The following is a 24,773-nucleotide window of genomic DNA, read 5'->3' on the forward strand; positions in this document are numbered from 1 at the left end:
CGCGGACGAGGACATGCGCCCAGCCCGAATCCACCACCACGAACACCGGCCGCGGTCGCAGCGTGCGCATCCCGTCTCCGCCCTGCGGTTGACCGCCCGGCGCCCCGGCCGGGGCCGCGGCGACGCGCCGTCGGGCGGCGCGGGCGTCCGCCGGCACTTCGCCGCCGTAGTACCGGTTCTGATCATCGCGGCCGTCGCATGCCTCGCACTGAGCGGCGGGACCGGGATGGGCTGGCTGCCGCTGCTCGCCGTCGGCCCCGCGCTGGCCGCCGCCACCAGTGGGCCGTGGGGCGTGCTCCGCATCGGCGGGCTGGCCGTGGGGCTGGGCGCCGGTATCGGTGTGCATGCCGGTACGCCGGATCGTGAGCTGGCGATCGTGCTGGCCGCGCTGTTCGCCGTGACGTTGGCCAGCAGTCTGGCCGGCGCCCTGCGCCGGCGTCGTGAACGGGTGCTGGCCGCGGTCCGCTCGGTCGCCGAGGCCGCGCAGCACGCCTTCCTCAAGCCGGTGCCCGCGACCGTGGGGCACTTCCAGACGGCGGTCCGCTACAGCGCCGCCGCGGCCGAGGCACGGATCGGCGGTGACCTCTACGCCCTGGTGCCCACCCCGTTCGGTATCCGGCTCATCGTCGGCGACGTACGCGGCAAGGGGCTGCCGGCGGTCGGGGTCGCCGCCCTGGTGCTGGGCGTCTTCCGGGAAGCGGCGTACGACGAGCCGGATCTGCTGGATGTCGTCCACCGCATCGAACGGAGCCTGGCGCGCAACCTCGGGCCGGACGACTTCGTGACCGCGGTGATCGCGGGGTACCCCGACGCCGACCGGATGGAGCTGGTCAACTGCGGGCATGCGCCTCCGCTGCTGGTCCAGGGAGCGAGCGTGCTGCCCGTGGAGCCTCTCCGGCCGGCCCCGCCGCTCGGCCTGCGGGCCCTGGCCGACGAGGCGCCGGGCCTCCAGGAAGTGGCGCTGGCCGACGGCAATCAGCTGCTCTTCTACACCGACGGCGTCACCGAGGCCCGCGACCACGAGCGGGAGTTCTACCCGCTGCAGGAACGGCTGGCCCGGCACCTCTCGGAGGAGCCGTCCCGCACCCTCGCCGCACTCCACGAGGATCTGCTCACGCATGTGGGCGGTGAACTGCACGACGACGCCGCGCTGCTGCTGCTCCGCAAGCCGGCTGCCGCCCCGGCGGCATCGGCTGCGGCGGAGGCGCCGGAGGGCGTCGACGAGCCGGCCGGCCGGTGCCCGTCGCGAACGGTGGCCGCCGAGTAGGGCACCGGGGCGGGGCAGTGCGTGGGACCGCCGGGCGGAGGGCTGGTCGTGGGTCCTCCGGCTTACCGGCTACGACCGTCTCCGCGGGCCGTTCGCGCCTCGGCCCGTTCACGCCTCGGCGAGTAGCTCCTTGCGCAGGGTGGTGCAGGCGCGGGCGAGCAGGCGCGAGACATGCATCTGGGAGAGGCCCAGTTCCTCGCCGATCTCGGCCTGCGTCATCTCCGCCCCGAAGCGCAGCCGGAGCAGGGTGCGTGTGCGGTCGTCGAGCTTGGCCAGGTGCGGCTTGAGGGCCTGGATGTCTTCGGCCAGGGCGAGGGTGGGGTCCTCGGTGCCGATGAGGTCGGCGACGAGACCCGTCTGCTGTTTGCCGCCACCGCCGGCCTGGATGGGCCGGTCGATGGAGTCGCTGTCGTAGCCGTTGCAGGCCACCAGCCCCTCCGCCACCTCGTCCTCCGCCATGCCGAGATGCTCGGCGAGCTCCGCGACCGACGGTTCGTGGCTGCCCTGCCCCTCCAGTTCCTCCCGGGCCCGGGAGAGGTCGATCCGGAGCTCCTGGAGGCGGCGCGGCACCCGCACCGACCAGGTGGTGTCGCGGAAGAACCGCTTGATCTCACCCTGGATGTAGGGGACGGCCAGCGTGGTGAACTCCACGTCGCGGGACGGGTCGTAGCGGTCGATCGCCTTGATCAGACCGATGGTCCCGACCTGCAGGACGTCTTCCATGGACTCCCGGCGGCTGGAGAAACGGCGGGCGACATAGCGCACCAGGGAGAGGTTCATCTCGATGAGGGTGTTCCGCACGTACTGGTACTCCGGCGTGCCCTCGTCCACCTCTTCCAGCCGCTGGAGGAAGAGCTTGGACAACTCCCGGGCGTCGGACGGGGCGACGCGCTGCGGGGCGGGGACATGCGGCAGCACCGTCGGAGCCGGAACGGCACACACCTTCGACATGGTCTCCGGCTCCATTCCTGCCGTCATGGTGCTGTTGCTCCTCATGCTCTTGGCTCCTGCCTATTGCTGAGCCCCCGTCGCACGATCCCCTACCCGTCGCCGTCCCAAGCATGTCCGGTTTTTCCCATGCTTTGACTTGGGCGTGCGACGCACCCGGGGTTTCCGGCGCACGACTCATTCGCGGCGGTCAGGCCCTGGAGCCGGCACACCCCGCAGAGTCAACTGTTGGCGCTGTCACCGGCGTTGGAGTCGCGCGCGGGCCGCGCCAAAAAAGTTGTTGCCTCCGCAGCCGCACCGTGTCAGCATCATTAATGCAACCGATGTAGCGATAACAGTTTCTCCAGTCCCGCCCCGTCGAGAGGACCCGTCCCGCCGATGCTCCACCGCTGCGCCTCGTTCCAGCAGATCCCCGTCTCCGACGCCGACGCGGGCCCGTACGCCCTCACGACCGGCCCCGATGGCGCACTGTGGTGCACCCTGGTCCACGCCGGGCAGATCGTCCGCCTCACACCGGACGGCCAACTCGACCGCCACGGACTCGACTCCGCGTCCTCCGGACCGTCGGTCATCACCCCGGGTCCCGACGGAGCGTTGTGGTTCACCCGGAGCCGCGACCATCGCATCGGACGGATCACCGTGACCGGTGAGGCGACCTCGTTTGCCCTCCCCACTCCGGACTGTGGCCCTTTCGGCATGGTGTCCGCTGCCGATGGCGCGCTGTGGTTCACGCAGTTGCACGCCGACCGGATCGGCCGCATCACCACGGACGGCCAAGTGACGGAATTTCCGCTCCCCGTCAGCGGCGCATTCCCCTCAGCCATCACCACCGGCCCCGATGACGCCCTGTGGTTCACCCTCAATCAAGCGCATGCGATCGGCCGTATCAGCCTCGACGGCGAGATCACTCTCCACTCCCTCCCCACCGAGAACGCCGCGCCGGTCGGCATCACCCGCGGCGGGGACGGGGCACTCTGGTTCGTGGAGACAGGTGCCGGACGGATAGGCCGGATCACCACCGACGGCCGGATCGACGAGTTCGCGCTCCCTGATCCGGCGTCCCGGCCCCATGCGATCGTCGCCGGGCCGGCCGGTGACTGCTGGTTCACCGAATGGGGAGCCAACCGCATCGGGTCCATCACCCCTGACGGCCGCATCGAGGAGTACGAGCTGCCGATCGCCTCGTCCGAACCACACGGCCTGACCTTCGGACCGGACGGTGTGCTGTATGTGGCGCTGGAGGTCGGAGTGGTGGTCCGACTGGCGGTCTAGTCAGCGAGGGGCCGGGGGGAGAAAGGGGCGAGAGGGGGGTGGGGGAGGGAGGGGCGGGAGGGGGGAAGCCGCTCGCCCCGGTGGTTTCTGGTCGGCGGCCAGGGGCAAACGGAGTTCACCCTCGACGGCGCCCGAAAGCCTCTGGAGGCATTGCATGCACCCGACCACCGTGGTACCCCCTGTCGGACGAGTCACGGCGCGCCGCGCGGCCCGTAGCTCCGTGGTCCGGGCCGCGGCGCGCGGCGGTTTCGTGGCACGGGGCGTGATCTACCTGCTCGTGGGGGCGCTGGCGCTGCGGATCGCGTTCGGTGACTCCGGTGAACAGGCCGACCGGGGCGGAGCGCTGGCGGAGCTCGCCGCCCGGCCGTTCGGCAGCGTGCTGATCTGGGCGCTCGGCCTGGGCCTGGCGGGGATGGCGTTGTGGCGCCTGTCCGAGGCGGGCTTCGGCGCGGCCGGGCCCGACGGGCACAAGGCCGGTAAGCGGCTGCTGTCGTTGGCCCGTTCCGTGTTCTACGCCGTGGTGTCGTTCTCCGTCATGTCCTTCGCCGCAGGGGAGAAGGGCAGCGGCAGCGGAGCCAGCGACCAGCAGTCCCGGGATGCCACGGCGCAGGCGCTGGGCCTGCCGGGTGGCCCCTGGCTGGTGGCGGCCGCAGGGGTGGGGATCGCCGTGGCCGGGGCCTGGATCGCGGTGCGCGCCGTGCGCCGCAGGTTCCACAAGCATCTCGACCGGAGCGGGATGTCGGCACGGCAGCAGCGTGGCGTCGATGTGCTGGGGATATCCGGTGGTGTCGCGCGGGGCGGGGTGTTCGCGGTCGCCGGGGTCTTCGTCGTCAAGGCCGCGGTGACCTTCGACCCCGGCCGGGCCAAAGGCATGGATGACACGCTCCGCTCCTTCGCGGACACCTCGGCCGGCCCCTGGCTGCTGGCCACGATCGCCGCGGGGCTCGCACTGTTCGGCCTCTTCTCGTTCACCATGGCCCGGTGGCGCAACGTCTGAGGGAGCACCGTCCGACCTCGCAACGTCTGAGGACCAACGTGTGCTGTAGGCCACTATCCGAGGACGAGGCCACACTGCGCGACGCGGCGCAGATCCCGTGCCGCCGGACGGCCCCGCCACTCGGCCCCGCCACTCGGCCCCGCCACTCGGCCCTGCCGGACGGCCCCGCCGAACGGCCCCACCGGACGGCCCCGCCGGACGGCCCCGCCGGAAGCGTCACCGTACGCCGACCACTCCCCCGCCCCACGACAGGAGCTCACCTCGTATGACCGAAACCCATGAGAACGCCCGGACGGTCCGTGCGGTCTTCCGCGCGGAGGCCTTCGTCCGGAACGGCCGCTGGCACCTCGAGATCGCCAGCCTCGACCGCGAGCCGGAGACCGGCGACACCGAGGCGCTGCTCGTCACCCTGTGGCCCGTCGAGGACACCCCCGACGGCACCGGCTTCCCGGCGGCCGCGCTCCGCGGCCGACTGCGCGAGAACGGCTTCGGCCTCGCCGACCCGGATCACGGCACCGGCGGCTGGGCTCCCACCGGGGAACGGGGCCACTACGCCGCCGCGTGCTTCCCGACGGGCGGGAGGACGGTCTGACACCTCCCGCTCGCCCGGCATCTCCGTTGCCCACTGCGCTCCACGGTGCCGGACGGCGGTCCCCGGCGGTCCACGGCACTGGACAGTGAGGACCTGCCAACAGCCACCGGAGGGGCGAGGCACACAAGCCTCACCCCTCCGGCACCGGTCAGCCGGTCAACTGGTCAGTTGGCCAGCCGGTCAACCGGCCGGCCCGCCGACCGATGTGCCGGTCAGTTGGTCTGCCGTATCCCGGCCGGCCAGACCGTCGGCGAGCCGATCACCGTCCGGCCGTTCAACCCGTCAACCGTCTGCCGTCCACCGCGACCGTCAACCCGTCTGCAGTATCGCGTCGTCGACGACGAAGCTGGTCTGCAGGCTGCTGTCCTCGGTGGCCGTGAAGGTCAGCGTGATGCGTTGCCCGATGTACGGGCTCAGGTCCAGCGTGCGCTGGGTGTAGCCGCTCGCGGCGTCGGTGTTGGAGAGGGTCGTGAGGGTGGTGCTGCCCACCTTGACCTTGAAGGTGTCGTAGGCGACGCGCTCGTTCTCGTCGGTGTCGATGTGCAGCCAGTAGGTGAGGGTGGCCTTGGTGCATCCGGCGGGCACGGTCACCGACTGGTTGAGGGTGTCGGTGGCGGAGGAACCGTAGCCGCCCAGCCAGGCGAATCTGCTGCCGCTGTGGGCGGACTGGCCGGCGTGGGCGCCGATCGCCCCGGTGTCGCCCGTCCACGGTGTGGTGCCGCTCTCGAACCCGCCATTGGTGAGGAGCTGTTGACCGGTGCAGCTGCCGGTCCCCTTGACGGTCAGGGTGTAGGTCGCGGTGTGGGTGACGGACCCGGTCCCGGTGATCGTGAGGGGGTAGGTGCCGGGTGCCGCGTTGGACGTCGTGGCGATGGTCATGGTGGAGCTGCTGCCGGAGGTCACCGAGGCGGGGCTGAAGGAAACGGTCACGCCGGACGGAGCGCCGGTGGCCGACAGCTTCACCGTCTGGGGCGATCCGCTGGTGGTCGCCGTGGAGACGGTGGCGGTGGCCGAGGAGCCCGGGTCGACGCTGCCCGTGGTGGGGCTGGTGGCCAGGGAGAAGTCGTTCGCCGGGGTGGAGTTGCTGACGGCGAGCTGCCAGAGGGTGTAGGCGATGCCGTCGACGCTGCGGTTCAGTCCGGTGGCGTTGATGTTGCCGGTGGTGTCGCAGGACTGGTGGTAGCAGGGGTCGTAGGCGCGGTTGGCGGTGCCGCCCCACTTGGCGGCCTGCGCCGAGGTCTTCCTCGCACTGGCACCCATCGCGTATCCGGAGGTCGGGATGCCGGCTCGCTCGAAGGAGTAGTCGTCGGAGCGGCCGGCGCCCTCGGTGTTCTCCTCGGGCTGGAGGCCGAGGGAGTCCCAGTACGCCTTCATCGGCTGGGCGGCGGTGGAGGTGACGTGGTTGATGAAGTAGCCGCCGTTGGTGGAGGCGATCATGTCGAAGTTGTAGTAGGCCTTGATCTTCGACCGTTCGGTGGAGGAGAGGGAACCGACGTAGAAGTCGGAGCCGTTGAGGCCCTGTTCCTCGTCCGTCCACCAGGCGAAGCGGGCACGGGCCGCCATGGCGGGGTGCTGTTGCGCGAGGGTGAGCGCCGTCTCCAGCAGGGCGGCCGAGCCGGAGCCGTTGTCGTTGATGCCCGGTCCCGCGCCGACGCTGTCGAGGTGGGAGCCGAACATGTACACCTTGCCGGCGTCGCCCTGTGGCCATTCGGCGATCAGGTTGGGGCCGGCTCCGGTGGCGCAGCCGGAGGTGCAGGGCTGTTCGGTGACGGTGTAGCCGGCCGCCTGGAGCTTGTTCTTGACGTAGGCGACGGAGTCCCGGTAGCCCTGTCCGCTGGACTTGCGGGTGCCGCCGTTGCGGGTGGCGATGGCGTTCAGCTCGGTGAGATGTGCCTGGACCTTGGCCACATCGACGTCCGGTGCGTCGGCGGCCGCGGTGGCGCCGGGTGGGGTGTCCGCGGCCCGGCCGGCCGATGTCGCGTACGCGGGCGGGTGGTTCCGGGAGGTGGCCGCGGCCGTGGGGGCTACGGCCAGTGCGGCCGCTCCGAGGGTGGCGGCCAGGGATATCCCGGCCACCGCGAATCTTCGAAACACCATGGCTCCTTGAGGGGGTAGGGAGTGCTACCGACGGAGGTTCTGGTGGAGCGCCGGGCCGTGGCGGCGCCGTGTCGTCCGGCCGGCGCCGACGAGGTGGGGCTCGTTCGCGGCCGGAGCGGGCATGTCCATGACCCAAGCCGCCGTACCATCACACCGCGGCACCCACGGCGTCAACGGATGTCCCGGCACGGAGCGGTGTTTGACGAAAAACGGCAGGTGACGCCCGATATCCGGGCACTTCCCGGCGCTCGTGGCCGTTGCCGGACGCGAACGGCGCGCCCCTCGGCGTCACCGGCGCGACCTTCGGTGAGACACGGCGAACCCCCGCCTTGACTCGAAAGCAGGGCGGGGGCTCGGGTTCCGCTCAGACGGATGGCGCAGCGTCAAGCCGGACGAAGCGCCAAGCGCCGTGACGTCAGAGGAAGCTGACGTTCTGGGCGAGGGCCAGGCGGCTGGAGTAGTTGATGGTGTTGGTGGCGGAGCGCATGTAGGCGCGCCAGGCGTCGGAGCCGGACTCGCGGCCACCGCCGGTCTCCTTCTCGCCGCCGAAGGCGCCGCCGATCTCGGCGCCGGACGTGCCGATGTTGACGTTGGCGATACCGCAGTCGGAGCCCTCCGCGGACAGGAAGAGCTCCGCCTCCTGCTGGTCCCGGGTGAAGATGCTGGAGGAGAGACCCTGCGGGACGTCGTTGTGCAGGGCGATGGCCTGTTCCAGGGTCTCGTAGGTCTGCACGTACAGGATGGGGGCGAAGGTCTCCTGGCGGACGACGCCGGTCTGTTCGTCGACGCGGACGATGACCGGCTCGACGTAAGCGCCGCGGGGCGCGGCGTCGGCGAGCCGCCGGTTGCCGCCTGCCAGGATCTTGCCGCCCTCGGCCTGTGCGCGGGTGAGGGCGTCCTGCATGGTCTCCAGGGCCTGCGGGGTGATGAGGGGCCCGACGAGGGTGCCCTCGTCGAAGGGGTCGCCGATGGGCAGCTTCCGGTAGGCGGCGGTCAGCCGGGCGATGAGGGTGTCGGCGATGTCCTGGTGGACGATGAGCCGGCGCAGGGTGGTGCAGCGCTGGCCCGCGGTGCCGGCCGCGGCGAAGACGATGCCCTGGACGGCGAGATCGAGGTCGGCGGAGGGGGCGACGACGGCGGCGTTGTTGCCGCCGAGTTCCAGCAGGCTGCGGCCGAAGCGGGCGGCGACGCGGGGGCCGACCTCGCGTCCCATACGGGTCGAGCCGGTGGCACTGACCAGGGCGACCCGGGGATCGTCCACCAGCTTTTCGCCGACGGTGCGGTCGCCCAGCAGCAGGCGGTGCACATCGCGTGGGGCGCCGGCCTCTTCGGCGGCCCGGTCCAGCAGCCGGTCGCAGGCGAGGGAGATCAGCGGGGTGAGTTCGGAGGGCTTCCAGATCACGGTGTCGCCGCAGGCCAGGGCGATGGCGGTGTTCCACGACCAGACGGCGGCGGGGAAGTTGAACGCCGAGATCACCCCGACCACGCCGAGCGGGTGCCAGGTCTCGGCGAGGCGGTGTCCGGGGCGCTCGGAGGCGATCGTCCGGCCGTAGAGCTGGCGGGACAGGCCCACGGCGAAGTCGCAGATGTCGATCATTTCCTGGACCTCGCCGAGCGCCTCGGAGCGGATCTTGCCCGCTTCGATGGTGATGAGGTCGGCCAGGTCGCTCTTGTGATCACGCAGCAGCTCCCCCAGGCGGCGTACGAGTTCGCCGCGGCGGGGTGCCGGCGTGGTGCGCCAGGTGAGGAACGCGGCGCGGGTGGCGGCGAGGGCGTCCTCGGTGTCGGCGGCGGTGGCGGCGCGCAGGCCGAGGAGGTCGTCCCCGGTGATGGGGCTGCGGGCGTGGAAGTCGCCGCCTTCCTCGACGGTGACGCCGACGCGGGCGAGGCTTGCGAGGGCGCGGGTGCGCAGGTCCTCGGTGGTGGGGAGGGCGGTGGCGGTCATGGTGCTCCTCGGGTGGGGAGGGGTGGGGTGACGGCGCGGCCGGGTCAGCCGGGCAGACCGTCCAGGGCGAGTTCCCGGGCGACTCGCCCGAGGGAGCGGTTCTGCTGCTCCTCGTAGAGGTCGTAGGGGTCGTGGACCTCGCGGCCGATGGCGCCGGAGAGCCATGCGCTGTCGTAGGCGATGCCGGTGCGGTCGTTGTTCCTGGAGCCCTCGTCGCTGAGGTTGGACTGGAAGATGCCGGCCGCGGAGCGCGGCAGGAAGTCCTCGTAGACGATGGGTTCGGCCCGGACCCAGCCCTGGTCCAGCAGGTCGTCGAGGCGGGCGGGCGGGCGGCTGCCGTCGGCGGGCCGGTCGGTCGCGACGTGGTAGGTGAAGTGCGCCAGGCCGCGGGCGGCGAGACCGCGCTCGGTGTCGGGGAGTTCGGTGCCCCAGAGTGCGCGGGCGACATCGGCCCGGTCGGCCTGCGGGTCGCGGGCGGACAGTTCGTCGACGCGGGCGAGCAGCGCGTCGTAACGGGCCCGGCCCTGGCGGGTGAGGGCGATCCCGCGGGCCTCGACCTCGCCGAAGCGCACCCGCAGGGCGCCGCTGATCACGCTGCCGTCCGGGGTGCGCAGGGCGCGCGGCTCGGCGAGGGCGCGGAAGGAGGTCTGGCGCAGCAGGACGTCGGGGCCGTTCCACCGGGGCGGTCCCTGGATGGTGTCGATCATCTCGATGCCGCGTTCGGTCATCCGCCGGTAGAGCGCGTCGATGTCGAGGACGCGGGGGGTGAGGTGGTTGATGTGGGTGCTGCGGACGCCCCCGATGTCCGCGGCGACGGCGGAGACCTGTTCCAGGGTTTCGTACCACGCCTTGTCGACGGGCTCCGGGGACAGTTCGAAGGCCTGCACGGCGAGGTGAAGGAACCGCTCGGCGTCCGTGTCGGAGAGTTCTCCGGCGGATTCCGCGCGGTCGGCGAGGGCGAGCAGCTCCGGGGGGAACAGCTGCCGTCCGGCGAGGAAGGTCTCCAGCCGGGCCCGCAGTCCGGGGTCGAAGAACCGGGGGTCCGCCGGGGTGAGCATGGAGGTGAAGACCCGGAACGGGTTCCGGGCCAGCTCCTCGCCGTCGACGGGACGGAAGGCGGTGGACACCACGGGGACCGCGCTGGCGGCGGCCTCCCGCAGGTCATAGAAGCCGACCGGGTGCATGCCCAGGGCGCCGAAGATGCGGGCGACCTGTTCGAGTTCCTCGGGGGTGCCGACCCGGATGGCGCCGTGCCGTTCCGCGGTCACCCGGCGGATGGACCCGAGGCGCTCGGCGCCGGCACCCTGTTCGCGCAGCACCTCCTCGTTGACCTCCCGTGAGACGTCCACGAGCGTGGTGTACGCGGGGACTTCCCGTCCGTACATCTCGGAGAGCCGCCGCGCGAACGCGGCGCGCAGTTGCCACTGGCTGAACATCGACGGGTCTGCCTTTCGGTCGGGGAAACTCACACCACGTGGGCTTCGGGGCGGATTTCGGCACCGGTCGTGAACCGGTCTGCGCTGAGCGGGGTGATGTCCACGAACGGGGTGCGGTCGAGGTGGAGGTCGCGCATGATCTCGCCGACGGCGGGCGCCTGGAGGAAGCCGTGGCCGGAGAATCCGGTGGCGTACAGGAAGTTGGGCAGTGTGCCGGAGCGTCCGATCAGTGCGTTGTGGTCCGGGGTGACCTCGTAGAGCCCGGCCCAGCCGCCCTGGGTCTCCATGTCGGCGAGGGAGGGGGCCCGGCGGCGCGCGGCGGCGCGGAAGAGGTCGAGCCAGTCCGGTGTCCAGCTGGTGTCGAAGCCCTCGGCCTGGTCGGGGTCGGCGAGACCGAAGAGCAGTCCGTCGTCGCTGTTGTGGAAGTAGGCCGTGGTGGCGAAGTCGATGGTGAAGGGGATGCGCGGGGCGCGCGGGGTGAGCGGGGCCGTGAAGGCGAGCTGACGGCGCACCGGGCGCACCGGGAGGTGGACGCCCGCCATCTCGCCGATCCGCGCGGACCAGGCGCCCGCGGCGCAGATGACCGTGGAGCAGGTGATCCGGCCGTGATCGGTGTGCACGGCGGTGACCCGGTCGCCGGTGGTGTCGAGGCCGGTGACGACGGTGTGCGGGGCGAAGACCACGCCCGCCTTCGCGGCGGCACGCGCATAGCCCTGGACGGCCAGGCCGGGGCGGGCGTGGCCGTCGGCCGGGGAGTAGGCGGCGGCCACCAGCCCGTCGGTGGTGACGTAGGGACACAGCTGCTGTGCCTCGCGGGGGCCGATCATGCGGCTGGGGACGCCGAGGTCGTTCTGGATGCCGACGCCGGCCTCGAAGTCCGCGGCCTGCCGGTCGCTGGTGAGCAGGAAGAGGTAGCCGACGCTGTCCAGCCGGATGTCGGCGCCGGGCCGCCGCGGGAAGTCCTGCCAGGCGCGCAGACTCCGGCTGCCCAGTGCGATGTTGAGCGGGTCGGAGAACTGCGCCCGCACGCCGCCGATCGGCTTGCCCGAGCTGCCGCTGCCCAGCTCACCGCGTTCGACGACGACGATGTTGTGCACCCCGGCCTCGGCCAGGTGGAACGCGATGCTGGTGCCCATCACACCGCCGCCGACGATCACCACGTCGGCCGTGGGCGGGACGGTGCGGGAGGTGGATGACATGGACAAGAGGCCGATCCCTTCCATAGGCCCGGCCGGTGCCGGTGGGCTCCGTCCGGCAGGCCGGCTGGGCTGTCAGTGCATGGCGAGAAGAGCTGATCAGCTAGCTGTCCGTCATCGTGCAGCAACACAACCGTTGACGTCTACGAACAGTTACTGCGTCTGATCTATTAGGATCTCTATATGGATTGGACGAGTGCCCAGCTGCGGTCCCTGGTGGAACTGACCCGGCGGGGCACGATCACCGCGGCGGCGCAGGCCCTGGGATACACGCCCGGTGGGGTCTCCCAGCAGATCGCCGCGCTGGAGCGGGCCGCGGGTACGGAGCTGCTGCGACGAGTGGGGCGGCGGGTGGAGCTGACCGATGCGGGCCGGACGCTGTCGCGGCACGCGGAGCGGATCCTGTCCGCGGAGGCGGAGGCCGTCGAGGCCCTGGAGCGCACCCGGCACGAGATCTCCGGTGTCCTCCAGGTGGGGCTGTTCGCCACGGCGGCCGCCGAGCTGCTGCCGCCGGCACTCCAGGAGGCCCGGCAGGCCCATCCCGGGCTGACGGTGCAGAGCCGCGACATGGATGTGGACGAGGTGTACGACGCCGTCGCCTCCGGCGCGGTGGATCTGGCGCTCGGTCTGGACTATCCGGATGTGCCGATTCCGCGCGAGCCCGCGCTGCGGGTGCGGCGGCTGTACCGCGAGCGCTTCTCGCTGGCGGTGCCGGCCGGATCGCTGGCGGGGCGCGAGGTGATCGGCCTGGCGGAGACCCAGGAGCTGGGCTGGATTCTGCCGTCGGCCGACAGCTACTACGGGCGCGCGGTGCGCACCGCCTGCCGGCGCGCGGGCGTCGAACCGCGGGTCCGGCACGAGGTCACCGACACCGCGGCCACGCTGGCGCTCGTCGAGGCGGGGATCGGGGTGAGCACGGTGACGGATCTGATGCTCGGCCTGCGGGCGTCCCGGCTGGACGTGGTGCGGCTACGGGAGCGGATCGAGCGGCACATCGTGGTGATGTTCCGTTCCGCGGTCGAGCACCGGCCCACGGTGACGGCTCTGGTCGATGTCCTGCGAGCGGTGGCCGGGGACCGGAACGCGCCCGGCGACTAGCCGGGCCGGCACGTACAACACCCTTGCGAGCAGGGCGAGTTGAGCCTTCCCGGGCGACAAGGTGCTGCTTACACGAGAGGTCGCCCTCCTCGCCCTGCGGCGCGGCTGCACCAGCTTTCCTTGCCCTCAGCACCGCAAGTTGTCGCGCTGCGGTCCCTTTTGCCGGGGCGCCTCGTGAGTGATGGTTTCAGGCCAGTGGTGACCCACGCCACGACGGTGGCCCGTCGTGCCGCCGCTGCCTGACAGGGAGCGATCGATGTCCCCTCATCACACCTCGAAATCTGCACTCCCCGCGTTGCTGGGAAGAGGCCCCCAGGGGGTCTTCAGGCGAACGCTTCCCCATGAACAGCCCACCGGTGCCCGCATGGTGCGCACGCTGGGCCTGACCCAGCTGACGATGATCGGCATCGGCGCCATCATCGGGGCCGGCATCTTCAGTCTGGCCGCGGCCGTCGCCCGGGACGTTGCCGGTCCCGCTGTCCTGATCTCGTTCCTCGTGGCCGGCGCCGCGTCGCTCTGCGCGGCCTTCGCCTACGCCGAGTTCGCCGGGATGGTGCCGAAGGCCGGCTCGTCCTACACCTACTGCGCCGCGGTGCTCGGGGAACTCGTGGGCTGGATCGTCGGCTGGGACCTGCTCCTGGAGTACACCGCCATCGTCGCCGTCGTGGCGATCGGGATGTCGGGCTATCTGGGATTCCTGCTCGACGCCGTCGGCATCCATCTGCCGGCCTGGGCCCTGGGCGCTCCCGGCACCGGGGCCGGGCACAAGATCGATCTGCTCGCGGTGGCGATCTGCCTCGGTGTGGCCTGGCTGCTGACCCGTGGTACCCGTACCTCGGCCCGGGTGGAGACGGTGCTGACCATCGTCAAGATCGCGATCGTGCTGCTGGTGATCGTGGTCGGCTTCACCAAGGTCGACAGCCACAATCTGCAGCCCTTCGCGCCGTTCGGTCTCGGCGGGGCGTTCACCGGGGCGGCGACGGTCTTCTTCGCGGTCTTCGGCTATGACGCGCTGAGCACCGCCGCGGAGGAGTCGTTGGAGGCCCGGCGCAAGCTGCCGAAGGCGATGATGCTGTCGCTGGCGGTCTCCATGGTGCTCTACGTGCTGGTCTGCGTGGTGCTCACGGGGATGCAGCACTACAGCGAGATCAATCCGAAGAGCGGTATCTCCAGCGCGTTCCGGAGCGTGGGGCTCAGCGGGCTGGCCAATGTGATCGCCGTCGGTGCGGTGATCGGGATCGTCACCGTGACGTTCTCGTTCATGATGGGCGCCTCGCGGCTGTGGTACGCGCTCAGCCGGGACGGTCTGATGCCCGCCTGGTTCGGCGCCATCCACCCCAAGCGCAAGGTTCCGCACCGCGCCACCTGGCTGATCGGTGTGGTCTCCGCCGTGCTGGCGGGGGTGCTGCCGATCAACGCCGTCGCCGAACTCACCAATATCGGCGTGCTGCTGGCGTTCGTGGTGGTCTCCGCCTCGGTGTTGGTACTGCGCTACAAGAAGCCGCACCTCAAGCGCGGGTTCCGGTGTCCGGGCATGCCGGTGGTGCCCGTCCTCGGGATCGCCTTCTCCGTCTGGCTGATGTCGTTCCTCCAGTGGGAGACCTGGGCGCGGCTGGGTTCCTGGCTGGTCGTCGGCCTGGTCATCTACGCCGCGTACGGCTACCGGCGCACCCGGCAGGTCATGCCGGGCGGTTCGGTGGATCTCGATGCCCTGGACGAGATGTCCGATTCCGATGAGGCCGAGGCCGCGCCCGTGCCGTGACGGGCGGCCGGCCGTCCCTGGCGGCGCTCCGTCCCTCCCCCCTCCCCGGGAGGGACGGAGCGCGCCTCCGTCCGGTCCGTCACCTCTCCCCCGCCGGATGCAGATGCGGATCGCCGGACGGCACCGCGCGGCGCAGACAGTCGAGCACGGCGGGGAGCAGCGGGTTGCTGTTCTCGCTGCGGTGCAGCGCCATCACCTGGCGGTGGGCGGCGCGCTGGGTGAGCCGGGTGGCTTCGACGCCCTCGCTGGGCAGGTGTCCCAGCGCCGGGACCACGGCCACGCCGAGGCCTGCGGACACCAGCTCCCGCACCACGGCGTAGTTGTTGCTGCGGAAGGCGACGGAGGCCTCGAAGCCCGCGGCCGCGCACAGCCGGACGAACGACCGGGCCCCGGCGGTGTCCTCCCGGCTGGTGATCCAGCGGGCCCGCGACAGCTGGGGCAGCTGTGCGCCCAGGCCGCTGCCGTGGGCCCGGAGCAGGAGGAGGTCCTCCCGCAGCAGGTGATGCCGGGTCAGTCCGGCGGGCCACTGCCGGGGGCTGAGCCCGTACTCGTAGACCAGCGCGACGTCCAGGTCTCCGTGGCTGAGCGCGCTGAGGAGTTCTTCGGGTTCGGCCTCCTCCAGCTGGATCCGGGCGTGCGGATGGGTCTCGACGAGGGCGGACAGCGCCGAGGGCACCAGCCGGACATCGGCCGTGGGGAAGCTGCCCAGCCGCAGCCGGCCGGTGGCGCCGGTGGCGAGCCGCTGCACCTGGTGGTCCAGATCGTCCATGGCGGCCAGCACATGGGTGCTGAGGTCGACCAGCCGGTGGGCGGCGGCGGTGGGGCGGATGCCGTGCGCCTCCCGCTCGAACAGCACCAGTCCGGTCTCCTTCTCCAGGGCGGAGATCTGCTGCGAGATGGCGGACGCGGTGTAGCCGAGGTCACGGGCGGCGAGGGCGAACGACTCGCTGCGGACGACGGCCTTGAGGGTGAGCAGATGCAGGGGTTTCAGCACGGCGGGCTCCCAGGGAGGCGGGAGGTGAGCATAAGCAATCTTTGGCCTCAAGCGTCAATTCTTTCGTCCTGCTGGGCCTTGTCCACCGCCCCGCCCGACCCACATCGTGGTCCCACCAGGCGGAACGCGACCGGTCAGGACGAAGGAGCAAGCACGGTGACCACAACAGCGCAGGGCCTCGACGCGGCAGCGGTGGCCGAGGCCCTGGACGCGGGGGACTGCGGGGAGGTCGCCGGTGACGCCGGCCGCCGGGCGCAGTACTCCTCCGACGCCTCCAACTACCGCCAGATCCCGCTGGCCGTCGTCTTCCCCGCCGAGCGGCGGCACATCCGGAACGCGCTCGCCGTCTGCCGTCGCCTGGGCGTGCCGGTCACCGCACGCGGCGCGGGCACCAGCACCTCCGGGCAGGCCGTCGGGCCGGGCGTGGTGCTGGACTTCTCCCGGCACTTCCACCGGTTGCTCGCGCTGGACCCGCAGGCCCGGACCGCGACCGTCGAGCCCGGCATCGTGCTGGACGATCTGCAGCGGGCGGCCGCCCCGCACGGCCTGCTGTTCGGCGCCGATCCGTCCACCCACAGCCGCTGCACGCTGGGCGGCATGATCGGCAACAATGCCTGCGGCTCGCACTCCCTCGCCTGGGGACGCACCGCGGACAACATCCTGGAACTCGACGTGGTCACCTACCGCGGCACGGTGGTCCGGCTCGGCGAGATGACCGCGGCGGAGATCGACGAGGCCATTGCCGCGGGAGACGACCGCGGTGAGCTGATCGGGTCGCTGCACCGTCTCGCCCAGCGCAATCTGGCGACCCTGCGCACCGGGCTGGGGCGGTTCCCGCGGCAGGTGTCGGGCTACGCGCTGGAACAGCTGCTGCCCGAGCGGCGCTTCAACCTCGCACGGGCCCTGGTCGGCAGCGAGGGCACCTTGGCCGTCATCCTCTCGGCGACCGTCCGACTGGTGTCCCCTCCCCCGGCGCGGGCCCTGGTCGTCCTCGGGTTCGCGGACGCCTGTGCCGCGGCCGACGCGGTGCCCGCACTGCTGGAGCATCAGCCGCTGGCGCTGGAGGGGCTCGACCACGCACTGACCGACATCGTCACCCGGCCGACGACCCGGGCCGCCATCGACACCCTGCCGGCCGCACGGGCCTGGCTTTTCGCCGAACTCGGCGGTAGCGCGGAGGAGTTGCCCCGCCAGGCCGAGGCGCTGGCCGGGACCGCGCGGCGGGCCACGGGATGCACCGGCAGCGAGATCATCACCGATCCGGTACGGGCCCGCACGCTGTGGCGGATCCGCGAGGACGGCGCGGGCCTGGCCACCCGGCTGCCTGAGGGCACCGCCCAGCCCCGCAGGGCCGGGGGAGGCTCCGAGGCCTGGCCCGGCTGGGAGGACGCGGCCGTCCCGCCCGAGCAACTCGGCTCGTATCTCCGCCAGTTCACCGAGCTGCTGGACCGGCACGGGCTCCAGGGCGCCGTCTACGGACACTTCGGCGAGGGCTGTCTGCACGTACGGATCAACTTCGGCTTCGACACCGAGCAGGGCACCACCGTCTTCCGCGCCTTCGTCACCGATGCCGCCCGGCTGGTCGCCGCCCACGGTGGCTCGCTGTCCGGTGAGCACGGCGACGGACAGGCCCGCTCCGAGCTGCTGCCACTGATGTACGGCCCCGAGGTCATCGCTCTGTTCGAGGAGTTCAAGAACCTCTGGGACCCCGACAACGGCCTCAACCCCGGCATGATCGTGCGGCCGCTGCCGGTCGACGGCAATCTCCGGGTCAGCCCGCACCGCGCCCCGCTGCCGCTCACCACCGTCCTCCCTTTCCACGCCGACGACGGGGACTTCGCCAAGGCCACCCGCCGGTGCGTCGGCGTCGGCAAGTGCCGCTCCGCCGACCACCGCGGCGACGTCATGTGCCCCAGCTACCGGGTCACCCGGGACGAGAAGGACTCCACTCGCGGCCGCGCCCGGCTGCTGTACGAGATGACCCAGGGCGAGGTGATCACCGACGGCTGGCGTTCCACCGAGGTCCGCGACGCCCTCGACCTGTGCCTGTCCTGCAAGGGGTGCAGCACGGACTGCCCGGTCGGGGTGGACATGGCCACCTACAAGTCGGAGTTCCTGCACCACCACTACAAGGGCCGGCTGCGGCCCGCCTCGCACTACACCATGGGCTGGCTTCCGCTGCTGTCACGGCTGGCCGCACGGGCCCCCGGGCTGGTCAACGCGCTCACCTCGTCCCGGCTGGCCCCGGCCGTCAAACGCCTCGGCGGGATCGCCGCGGAGCGGGACCTGCCCCGTTTCGCCGGGCAGACCTTCCTGGCCTGGTTCCGCCGCCGCGCGCCGCAGGGCGACGGCCGGCGCGGCCCGGTCGTGCTGTGGGTCGACTCCTTCAACAACCACTTCAGCCCCGAGGTCCTCAAGGCCGGTGTGACCGTGCTGGAACACGCCGGATTCCGGGTGCGGGTCCCGGACGGCACCCAGTGCTGCGGACTCACCTGGCTCACCACCGGTCAGCTCGGCGTCGCCCGCCGCATCGCCCGGCGCACCACCGCGGCCCTGGCCCCCGCCGTCGGCGCCGGCCTCCCCGTCGTCGGACTGGAGCCGAGCTGCACGGCGGCCCTCAAGAGCGATCTCCCCGAACTCCTCGACGGCGACACGGATGCCCGCGCCCTCTCCCGCGCCACACTCACCCTCGCCGAACTCCTCGTCCACCACGCCCCCGACTGGCAGCCCCCGCGGACCGAGGCCCGCTCGCTCAGCCAGACCCACTGCCACCAGCACGCCACCTCCGGCTTCAGCGCCGACAGCGCGCTGCTGGCCCGGATGGGCGTCGACAACACCGCGCTGGACTCCGGCTGTTGCGGCCTGGCCGGCAACTTCGGCTTCGAACGCGGACACTACGACGTCTCCGTCGCCGCGGGCGAGCAGGTGCTGCTGCCCGCGGTGCGTGCGGCCGACGCGGACACCCGCATCCTCGCCGACGGCTTCAGCTGCCGCACCCAGATCGCCCAGCAGACCTCACGCGGCGCCACCCACCTCGCCCAGCTGATCGCCGGGGCGCTGCCCCCGGCCGACGCCACCGCCCGCTCCGGCTTCCCTTCGCTTCCTACCGACAAGGAACACACCCGTGACTGACGCACTCTCTCTCGTCGACGAGTGGGGCCCCGAGAAAACCGTTGTCGTCTCGCACCGGCGCACCGGCATGAAGGGCGTCCTGGTGATCGACAACACCGCCCGCGGCCTCGGCAAGGGCGGCACCCGGATGAGCCCCGGCGTGACTGTCGAGGAGGTCTCCCGGCTGGCCCGGGTCATGACGTGGAAGTGGGCGGCCGTCGACCTCTTCTACGGCGGCGCCAAGGCCGGCATCGTCGCCGATCCGGCCGCCCGGGACAAGGAGGTGGTGCTGCGGGCCTTCGCCCGCGCGCTGTCCAACGAGGTGCCCCGCGAGTATGTGATGGGCCTCGACATGGGCCTGACCGAGAGCGATGCCGCCATCATCCAGGACGAGCTGGGCGACCGCGGTGCCGCCGTCGGCACCCCCGGGCATCTCGGCGGGGTGGCGTACGACAAGCTCGGGGTGACCGGCTACGGCGTGGCGGAGGCGGCCGACGCCGCGGCGCGCCACCAGGGTCTGCCGCTGGCCGGAGCCCGGGTCGCACTGCAGGGCTTCGGCGCGGTCGGCGGCGCGGCCGCCCAGCGGTTCGCGGAACTCGGCGCCACGATCGTGGCGGTGTCCACCGCCCACGGCGTGCGGTACGACCCCAGCGGTCTCGACGTGGCAGCTCTGCTGGCGGCGCGGGACGAGCACGGCGACCACTTCGTCACCCGCCACTCCGCCGGGACCGCGCTGCCCGCGGGGGCCGAACTCACCGTGGACTGCGAGGTCCTGGTGCCGGCCGCGCTCCAGGACGTGATCACCCGCGGCACCGCGCACGAGATCAAGGCGAAGCTCGTCGTGGAGGGCGCGAATCTGCCCACCTCACCGGAGGCCCGGAGCATCCTCGCCGAGCGGGGTGTCACCGTGCTCCCCGACTTCGTGGCCAACGCCGGCGGCGTGGTCGCGGCCGCCTTCGCGATGGATGCGCGCTACTCCGGCTTCCGGCCCGGCACGGCGAGCATCTTCGAATCGGTCTCGACCCGGCTGCGGGCCAACACGGTGACGGTCCTGGACGAGGCCCGGCACCAGGACATCACCCCGCACGCGGCCGGCCGCCGCCTCGCCGAGGAGCGCGTCCGCGCCGCCATGGAGAGCAAGGGCCGTATCCCGCGCGGCTGAGCCGGCCGGGCCGCCGTCGCCGGGTGTCAGGCCGGACACTGCTCACGGGTCTTGACGACCGTGAGCGTGGCCGGCCGGCCCTGCAGGGGTGTGCCGGCCTCCGGGGTCTGCGAGCAGACCTTCCAGCTCGCCGGCCACAGCACATGGCGGCCCGCGCCGCGCCCGTCCCTGAGCCGGACGGAGGTGTCGAAGTTCAGGGCCTGGTAGGCGGAGACCAGGCCCTGGCCTGCCACCCGCGGCATCCGCTCGGGGCCGTCGGCCTCCGCCGGAGCGGCCGTGACCAGGCAGGACAGAACAAGGAACGAGGTGGTGAGGAAGCGTTTCACCACCTGAGAACGATCAGTACGGGCAACGGTCACCTCCGGGCCGGACCCGTCTCCGCGCTCAGACGGCGGCCTGCGGCTCCTGCTCGTTCATCGGTGTCGTGGACGGCGTCCGTTGACACCTCGTGATACTCCGGCCGACCCTCCGCGTCGACTCCGTTTCCTCGACTCCGCTTCCTCGACCGCGCGTCGTCAACTTCGCTTCGTCAACTCCGCTTTCACGACTGTGTTTCGTCAGCTCAGGGGCCTGCAGAGCAGGGCGTCGGGGCGGCCCAGGTGGCCGAGGCGGTTGGTGTAGGCGATGCCGGCCGCGTAGGCGGTGGTGGGGCACTGGCCTTTGAAGTGGCCGTACGCGAAGTCGCCGCCGGGGTCACCGGGCGGACGGTTGTCCCCGCGGTCGAACCAGACCGTGGTTCCTGCCGTGCCCAGGGTGGTGCGGGCCGGGGCGCACAGGGCGGCGGAGACCTTCTCGCCCCGCAGGCTGTAGCCGGTGAGGAAGTGCCCGTCGGGGCACTGCAGTTTGCTGTAGCCGGGAGCCCAGTCCCCGCCGGCGGGGACATGGCGCTCGTCGCGCACCACGACGGGGGCGCCGCCGGGCTTGCCCTGGTCGCGGGCCGTGGGGGCGTCGGTGCACAGCCCGCGGCCCCGGGTGTGGCTGAGGCTGATGAGGCGTTCGCCGTCGGGGCAGGCCGCTTTGCGGGCACCGTTGTCCCAGTCGCCCAGGGACCGGGCGCTCAGGGACTGGACGAAGTCGCGGTGGTCGGTGGTGAGCAGATGCCAGGCGGGGGTCGGCGGCACCGGCCCCGTCTTCTGCGCGGCGTTCATGAGCCGGTGCCAGGCGGGGGCCCGCCAGTCGTCGCCGTCGAGGATTCCGGTGCGGTGACCGGCGTTGTCGTAGCGCAGCAGGGCCCAGCTGTCGCCGACCGGCCGCCCCTGGCCGTCGGTGCTCCAGCCGACGAGCGGCCAGTAGGCGAAATCCGTGTCGGTGTCGGCGAGCTGGTCGGTGAAATTGCCGAACCAGGCGCGCGCCGCCGGGCCCGGTTCGTCGGAGCCGGTACCGAATTCGCTGATCCACAACGGTGCCGTGAAGTGCCGCCCGCTCTCCTCGGAGACGTAGAACGCCTGGTCGTGCAGTACGGCACGGAGCTGATCGCGGCTCAGGTCCTGGTAGCGGGGATCGCTGGTCTCCCCCACCCCTGTGGCGCCGCTGTGGTGCGGACCGGTGTAGCCGTAGAAGTGGGCCGAGTAGACGAGCTTCCCCGAGGTGACGAGGGTGTGCGAGAGCGTACGGACCGGGGTGAGGGTGGGGCGGCCGTGCGGGAAGCCGTCGACGGGCAGGCCGGTCCAGTTGATGCCCTCGATGACGATGAGGAGACGGGGGTTGGCCTCGGTGAGAATCCGGTCCCCGGCCTCCTGCGCGGCGGCCTGCCAGTCATGCCCGTCACCCAGGCCCCAGTTGGGGTCGTCCAGGACGTCACGGCGCACCTCGTTGTAGAGATCGGCTCCCACGACGCGCCTGTTGTCCTGGTAGCGGCGGGCCATGAGGACCCAGTCGTCGGCCCACTGCCGGGTGGACTGGCGGCTGTTCCACCGCTCGTTGCCGTCGAGGCCGCAGCACCACCGGGTGGTGTTGGTGTGGTTGTTGAGAACGACCGCGAAGCCGCCCGCGGTCAGCGCGGCGACCACGGCGTCGAAGACCTGTAGCGGTGTCTTGCCGCGTAGGTGTGGGTTGGCGGCGACCGCGGCATCCGGGACCGGGGCCGTGGCATGGATCATCTCGTTGGAGAACGGCAGCCGGATGCTGTTGAGGCCCAGGGCACGGAAGTCGTCCAGCAGCGCGCCGATCCGGACGCGGTCGAGACCGACCGGGATGCCGTGCGTGTCCTGACCGCCGTGGTGGTTCGCCGGGTCCTTGATATCGCCCGAACCGCTCCACGAGCCCTGCGCCCCGTCCCAGTTGGCGGCCTTCAGCCGGAACCGTCTGCCGTCGGCGTCGACGATGTAGCGGCCCCTGGTGGAGAGCGGCGCGGTCCACGCCTCGGCGGCCTTTCCCGTCCCCGCCTGCCCGGCCGCGGCCACATCGGGCACCGCGGGCACCGCGACCGCACCGGGCGCGGCAAGCCCCGCCAGTACGAGACCCATCACCAGAACACGGCACACAAAGCGTAAGAACGGCTGCACGTCATCGGCCTGCTTCGTCGCGGGTACTCGCCGGCTCCGTCCGACGAGCGGCCCCACGGCAGAGCCACCACCGCCGGGCCAGGGACAAGCTACCCAGGGGCGGGTGCGGGAGCCATACCTGCGAGGGATCGATTTGCTTATGGGAGAGCCGTGTTGGCGTTGCAGCGTGGCTCACTGCGCTCGTGTACGGACCGGCCGTGCCCGAGGATCAATGAGGTGCGTACGACCGCGGCGGCCGGCGCCAGGAGCCGCACCGCGGTCTCGGCGGCGGCCTTTGCCGCGCCGTACGGGGTGACCGGGTCGGGCAGGCTGGTCTCGTCGTAGTGCACCCGGGAACCGGAGAACACCGCGTCGCTGGAGACATGGATCAGGCGGCAGCCACGGTGCGCCGCCGCCATCGCCACCCGGACCGAGCCCTCGGCCGTGACCGCCCAATCGCTCTGTCCGCTCGTCGCGTTGATGACGGTGCCGGGGTCGGCCTCGGCCAGCACCGCGTCGATGTCCCCGGGGTGACGAAGGTCGAGTTGATACCACGCGACTCCGGGGACACCGCCGCGGCGGGAGTGACAGGTCGCGGCCGTCTCCCGGCCCGCGGCCGCCGCCTGGGCCACGAGTTCCGTCCCCAGGAACCCGCTGCCGCCGGTGATCAGTACCTTCATGGCGCCTTACGGTAGGGCAGCCCGGCACCGCTCGGGCACCGGAAGCCAGGCATCGGCCGGTCAAGGGCCGACGAAGGACGGTTCCCCGGCGCTCACAGCGCGTAGGTGAATTCGTCCTCCGGGCCCGTGGACGAAGTGGCCACGCCGACGGTCACGGTGACGTCCACCGTCTTCGGGTCGGGGAGCCGGGCCGGCACATTGATGACGATCTGGGTCGGGCCCTTGATGGTGGGCGAGGCCGCGACGGTGTCCTTGAACCGTACGGTCGCGCCCTGGGCGAAGCCCGAGCCGTCGATGGTGACCTGGCTGCCGGCCTTGCCGGTGCGCGGGGAGACGGCGCTGACCGCCACGGGCGCGGGGCCGCCGTAGGCGAAGCGCCCCAGGAGGATGGCGGGCGAGGTGCCGAGGGTGTTGGTGACGCGGATGTCGACGAGGCCGGTCCCGTCGGGCGCGGTCGCGGTGATCCGGTTTCCGGAATTGTCGACGGTGACGTTGGTGCACGGGATCGGGCCGAAGTCGACGAAGCTGTCCTCGGTGAATCCGCTGCCGTCGATGACGACCTGCGTACCGCCCTGTCCGATGGTCGGGGTCACCGATGTCACCACCGGACCGGCGGGGACCTCGGCCGCGTCCAGCAGGTACAGGTAGGTGGAGTTGGCGTGCTGGTAGGCCATCTGCCCGAGGAAGTCGCTGGTGGTCTTGTTGACGAGATCCTTGTTGTACTTCCCGTAGTCCCCGTTCATCGTCTTGGTGCTCTGGGCGGAGGGCTGGACGTAGACATTGCCCTTGCGGAGCACATCGATCTCCGTCAGCAGGATCTTCACGTCTTCGGTGGCCGTCGGGCCGGGGCCCGGGTACCAGCCCTTGGCCGTGGCCAGGTCGGACCAGGCCCGCGGAATCACGTCGTAGGCGTTGACATAGCGCTCGTTCAGCGCCCACTGCCGGGAGTTGACGTAGTCGGCGAAGCTCTTCAGGCCGGCGGTGGGCGCGGCGAAGGTGAGGAGTGCGAACTGCGGCTGGTTGGTCCAGGTCTGGGCCTGGAGGTAGGTGGCCAGCATGGTGGCGATGCAGCCGCCGAGGCTGTGGCCCGTCACATAGACCGTGGGCTTGGACGGTGCGGAGGCGAGGAGGCCGGCGAGCGCCTGGTGGAGGGTCCCGCCCGCGGCGTCACCGAGGTCCGGGATTGCGGGCCCGCCGTCCGGTACCTGCCGGCCTGGCGCCCAGGTGATCCCGCGCGCGCTGGCGACCTGGGTGAACGCGGCCATGGCGCCGGCCGAGACCGCGGTGTTCGACGAGCCGCCGGGGGTGAACGGCACCACCGTGCCGACGTCGAGGTCCTCCATCATGTCGGTCGGATTGCTGATCGTGCCGCGGACGACCACGGCGAACTGGTTGGCGCCGGTGGAGTTCCGGGCGATGTAGGCGAGGTTCGCGTTGTCCGGGCTGATTCCCAGCCACATCAGGTCCCAGGTGCCGCCCGTGGCGAGTCCGGGGTTGTGCAGCTGGGCGGCGATGCCGACCATGGCGCGCCGGCCCTGCTCCTGAAGGGTTTCGCCGGACGGGCGCGGGGTCGCCGCCGTGGCGGCGATGGCGGAGAGGGTCATGGTGACCTGGGCGGGGGTCGCGTTGGACCGGGGCGCATTCGTCATGGGTTCTCCTTGCGTGTCACCGGGGGAAGTGGGCCACGGCGGCCGCTCGTACGGATCTCCAGGGCCCCGGGCCGCTGGACCCGC

18 protein-coding genes are annotated in these 24,773 nt (G+C 71.8%); 8 read left to right on the forward strand and 10 right to left on the reverse strand.

Annotated features, from left to right (window positions below):
• The first annotated feature begins 13 nt into the window (after positions 1-13).
• Positions 14-1,267, forward strand: coding sequence for a PP2C family protein-serine/threonine phosphatase (locus ACFW5B_RS16530; protein WP_386439449.1), 1,254 nt, complete (start codon positions 14-16; stop codon positions 1,265-1,267).
• Between the two features lie 108 nt (positions 1,268-1,375).
• Here ACFW5B_RS16530 and ACFW5B_RS16535 read toward each other — a convergent pair whose 3' ends face one another.
• Entirely contained in the window at positions 1,376-2,263 is an 888-nt protein-coding gene (locus ACFW5B_RS16535) for a SigB/SigF/SigG family RNA polymerase sigma factor (protein WP_386439451.1), read from the reverse strand.
• A gap of 330 nt (positions 2,264-2,593) precedes the next feature.
• Between ACFW5B_RS16535 and ACFW5B_RS16540 the strand changes: the two genes are divergently transcribed.
• The 3 genes from ACFW5B_RS16540 (at position 2,594) to ACFW5B_RS16550 (ending at position 5,076) form a co-directional block, all read left to right on the forward strand.
• Complete coding sequence (locus tag ACFW5B_RS16540) at positions 2,594-3,487, forward strand: virginiamycin B lyase (RefSeq protein WP_386439453.1); 894 nt, start codon at positions 2,594-2,596, stop codon at positions 3,485-3,487.
• Positions 3,488-3,641: 154 nt separating this feature from the next.
• Positions 3,642-4,484: a DUF1206 domain-containing protein gene (locus ACFW5B_RS16545; protein ID WP_386439454.1), complete on the forward strand. Its 843-nt coding sequence runs from the start codon at positions 3,642-3,644 to the stop codon at positions 4,482-4,484.
• 265 nt (positions 4,485-4,749) lie between these two features.
• Complete coding sequence (locus ACFW5B_RS16550) at positions 4,750-5,076, forward strand: hypothetical protein (protein WP_386439456.1); 327 nt, start codon at positions 4,750-4,752, stop codon at positions 5,074-5,076.
• A gap of 309 nt (positions 5,077-5,385) precedes the next feature.
• Here ACFW5B_RS16550 and ACFW5B_RS16555 read toward each other — a convergent pair whose 3' ends face one another.
• From ACFW5B_RS16555 to ACFW5B_RS16570, 4 genes are all read right to left on the reverse strand, one after another.
• Positions 5,386-7,173 carry a M28 family peptidase gene (locus ACFW5B_RS16555; RefSeq protein ID WP_386439458.1) on the reverse strand — a complete coding sequence of 596 codons (1,788 nt, stop codon included), beginning with the start codon at positions 7,171-7,173 and terminating at the stop codon, positions 5,386-5,388.
• Positions 7,174-7,588: 415 nt separating this feature from the next.
• On the reverse strand, positions 7,589-9,118 hold the full coding sequence (locus tag ACFW5B_RS16560; protein WP_386439459.1) for an aldehyde dehydrogenase family protein: 1,530 nt from the start codon (positions 9,116-9,118) through the stop codon (positions 7,589-7,591).
• A 44-nt stretch (positions 9,119-9,162) separates the two neighbouring features.
• Positions 9,163-10,554 (reverse strand): 2-oxoadipate dioxygenase/decarboxylase family protein, encoded by a 1,392-nt coding sequence (locus ACFW5B_RS16565; protein WP_386439461.1) that lies wholly within the window; start codon positions 10,552-10,554, stop codon positions 9,163-9,165.
• 29 nt (positions 10,555-10,583) lie between these two features.
• Positions 10,584-11,753 (reverse strand): NAD(P)/FAD-dependent oxidoreductase, encoded by a 1,170-nt coding sequence (locus tag ACFW5B_RS16570; protein ID WP_386439463.1) that lies wholly within the window; start codon positions 11,751-11,753, stop codon positions 10,584-10,586.
• Positions 11,754-11,933: 180 nt separating this feature from the next.
• Here ACFW5B_RS16570 and ACFW5B_RS16575 point away from each other — a divergent pair, with 180 nt between their 5' ends.
• The gene (locus ACFW5B_RS16575; RefSeq protein ID WP_386439465.1) at positions 11,934-12,848 is read left to right on the forward strand and encodes a LysR family transcriptional regulator; all 915 of its coding nucleotides are present in this window, start codon (positions 11,934-11,936) and stop codon (positions 12,846-12,848) included.
• Positions 12,849-13,212: 364 nt separating this feature from the next.
• Positions 13,213-14,610 (forward strand): amino acid permease, encoded by a 1,398-nt coding sequence (locus ACFW5B_RS16580; RefSeq protein ID WP_386439467.1) that lies wholly within the window; start codon positions 13,213-13,215, stop codon positions 14,608-14,610.
• A gap of 79 nt (positions 14,611-14,689) precedes the next feature.
• Here ACFW5B_RS16580 and ACFW5B_RS16585 read toward each other — a convergent pair whose 3' ends face one another.
• Entirely contained in the window at positions 14,690-15,604 is a 915-nt protein-coding gene (locus ACFW5B_RS16585) for a LysR family transcriptional regulator (protein WP_386439469.1), read from the reverse strand.
• A gap of 156 nt (positions 15,605-15,760) precedes the next feature.
• On the opposite strand from ACFW5B_RS16585, the gene ACFW5B_RS16590 reads away from it, so the two are divergent.
• Positions 15,761-18,736 carry an FAD-binding and (Fe-S)-binding domain-containing protein gene (locus ACFW5B_RS16590; protein ID WP_386439471.1) on the forward strand — a complete coding sequence of 992 codons (2,976 nt, stop codon included), beginning with the start codon at positions 15,761-15,763 and terminating at the stop codon, positions 18,734-18,736.
• Positions 18,729-19,877, forward strand: a complete 1,149-nt coding sequence (locus ACFW5B_RS16595) for a Glu/Leu/Phe/Val dehydrogenase (protein WP_386439473.1) — start codon at positions 18,729-18,731, stop codon at positions 19,875-19,877. Before ACFW5B_RS16590 ends, ACFW5B_RS16595 begins: the two co-directional genes overlap by 8 nt.
• 26 nt (positions 19,878-19,903) lie before the next feature.
• Here ACFW5B_RS16595 and ACFW5B_RS16600 read toward each other — a convergent pair whose 3' ends face one another.
• The 4 genes from ACFW5B_RS16600 to ACFW5B_RS16615 form a co-directional block, all read right to left on the reverse strand.
• Positions 19,904-20,206 carry a hypothetical protein gene (locus tag ACFW5B_RS16600; RefSeq protein WP_386439475.1) on the reverse strand — a complete coding sequence of 101 codons (303 nt, stop codon included), beginning with the start codon at positions 20,204-20,206 and terminating at the stop codon, positions 19,904-19,906.
• A 228-nt stretch (positions 20,207-20,434) separates the two neighbouring features.
• A complete protein-coding gene (locus ACFW5B_RS16605) occupies positions 20,435-22,342 on the reverse strand; it encodes a glycoside hydrolase family 5 protein (protein WP_386439640.1) in 1,908 nt (635 codons plus the stop codon).
• 176 nt (positions 22,343-22,518) lie between these two features.
• On the reverse strand, positions 22,519-23,040 hold the full coding sequence (locus ACFW5B_RS16610; protein ID WP_386439477.1) for a sugar nucleotide-binding protein: 522 nt from the start codon (positions 23,038-23,040) through the stop codon (positions 22,519-22,521).
• Between the two features lie 92 nt (positions 23,041-23,132).
• Positions 23,133-24,689: an IPT/TIG domain-containing protein gene (locus ACFW5B_RS16615; protein ID WP_386439479.1), complete on the reverse strand. Its 1,557-nt coding sequence runs from the start codon at positions 24,687-24,689 to the stop codon at positions 23,133-23,135.
• Positions 24,690-24,773: the final 84 nt, after the last annotated feature.

Source organism: Streptomyces sp. NPDC058773 (genome assembly GCF_042746015.1).
GTDB lineage: Bacteria > Actinomycetota > Actinomycetes > Streptomycetales > Streptomycetaceae > Streptomyces.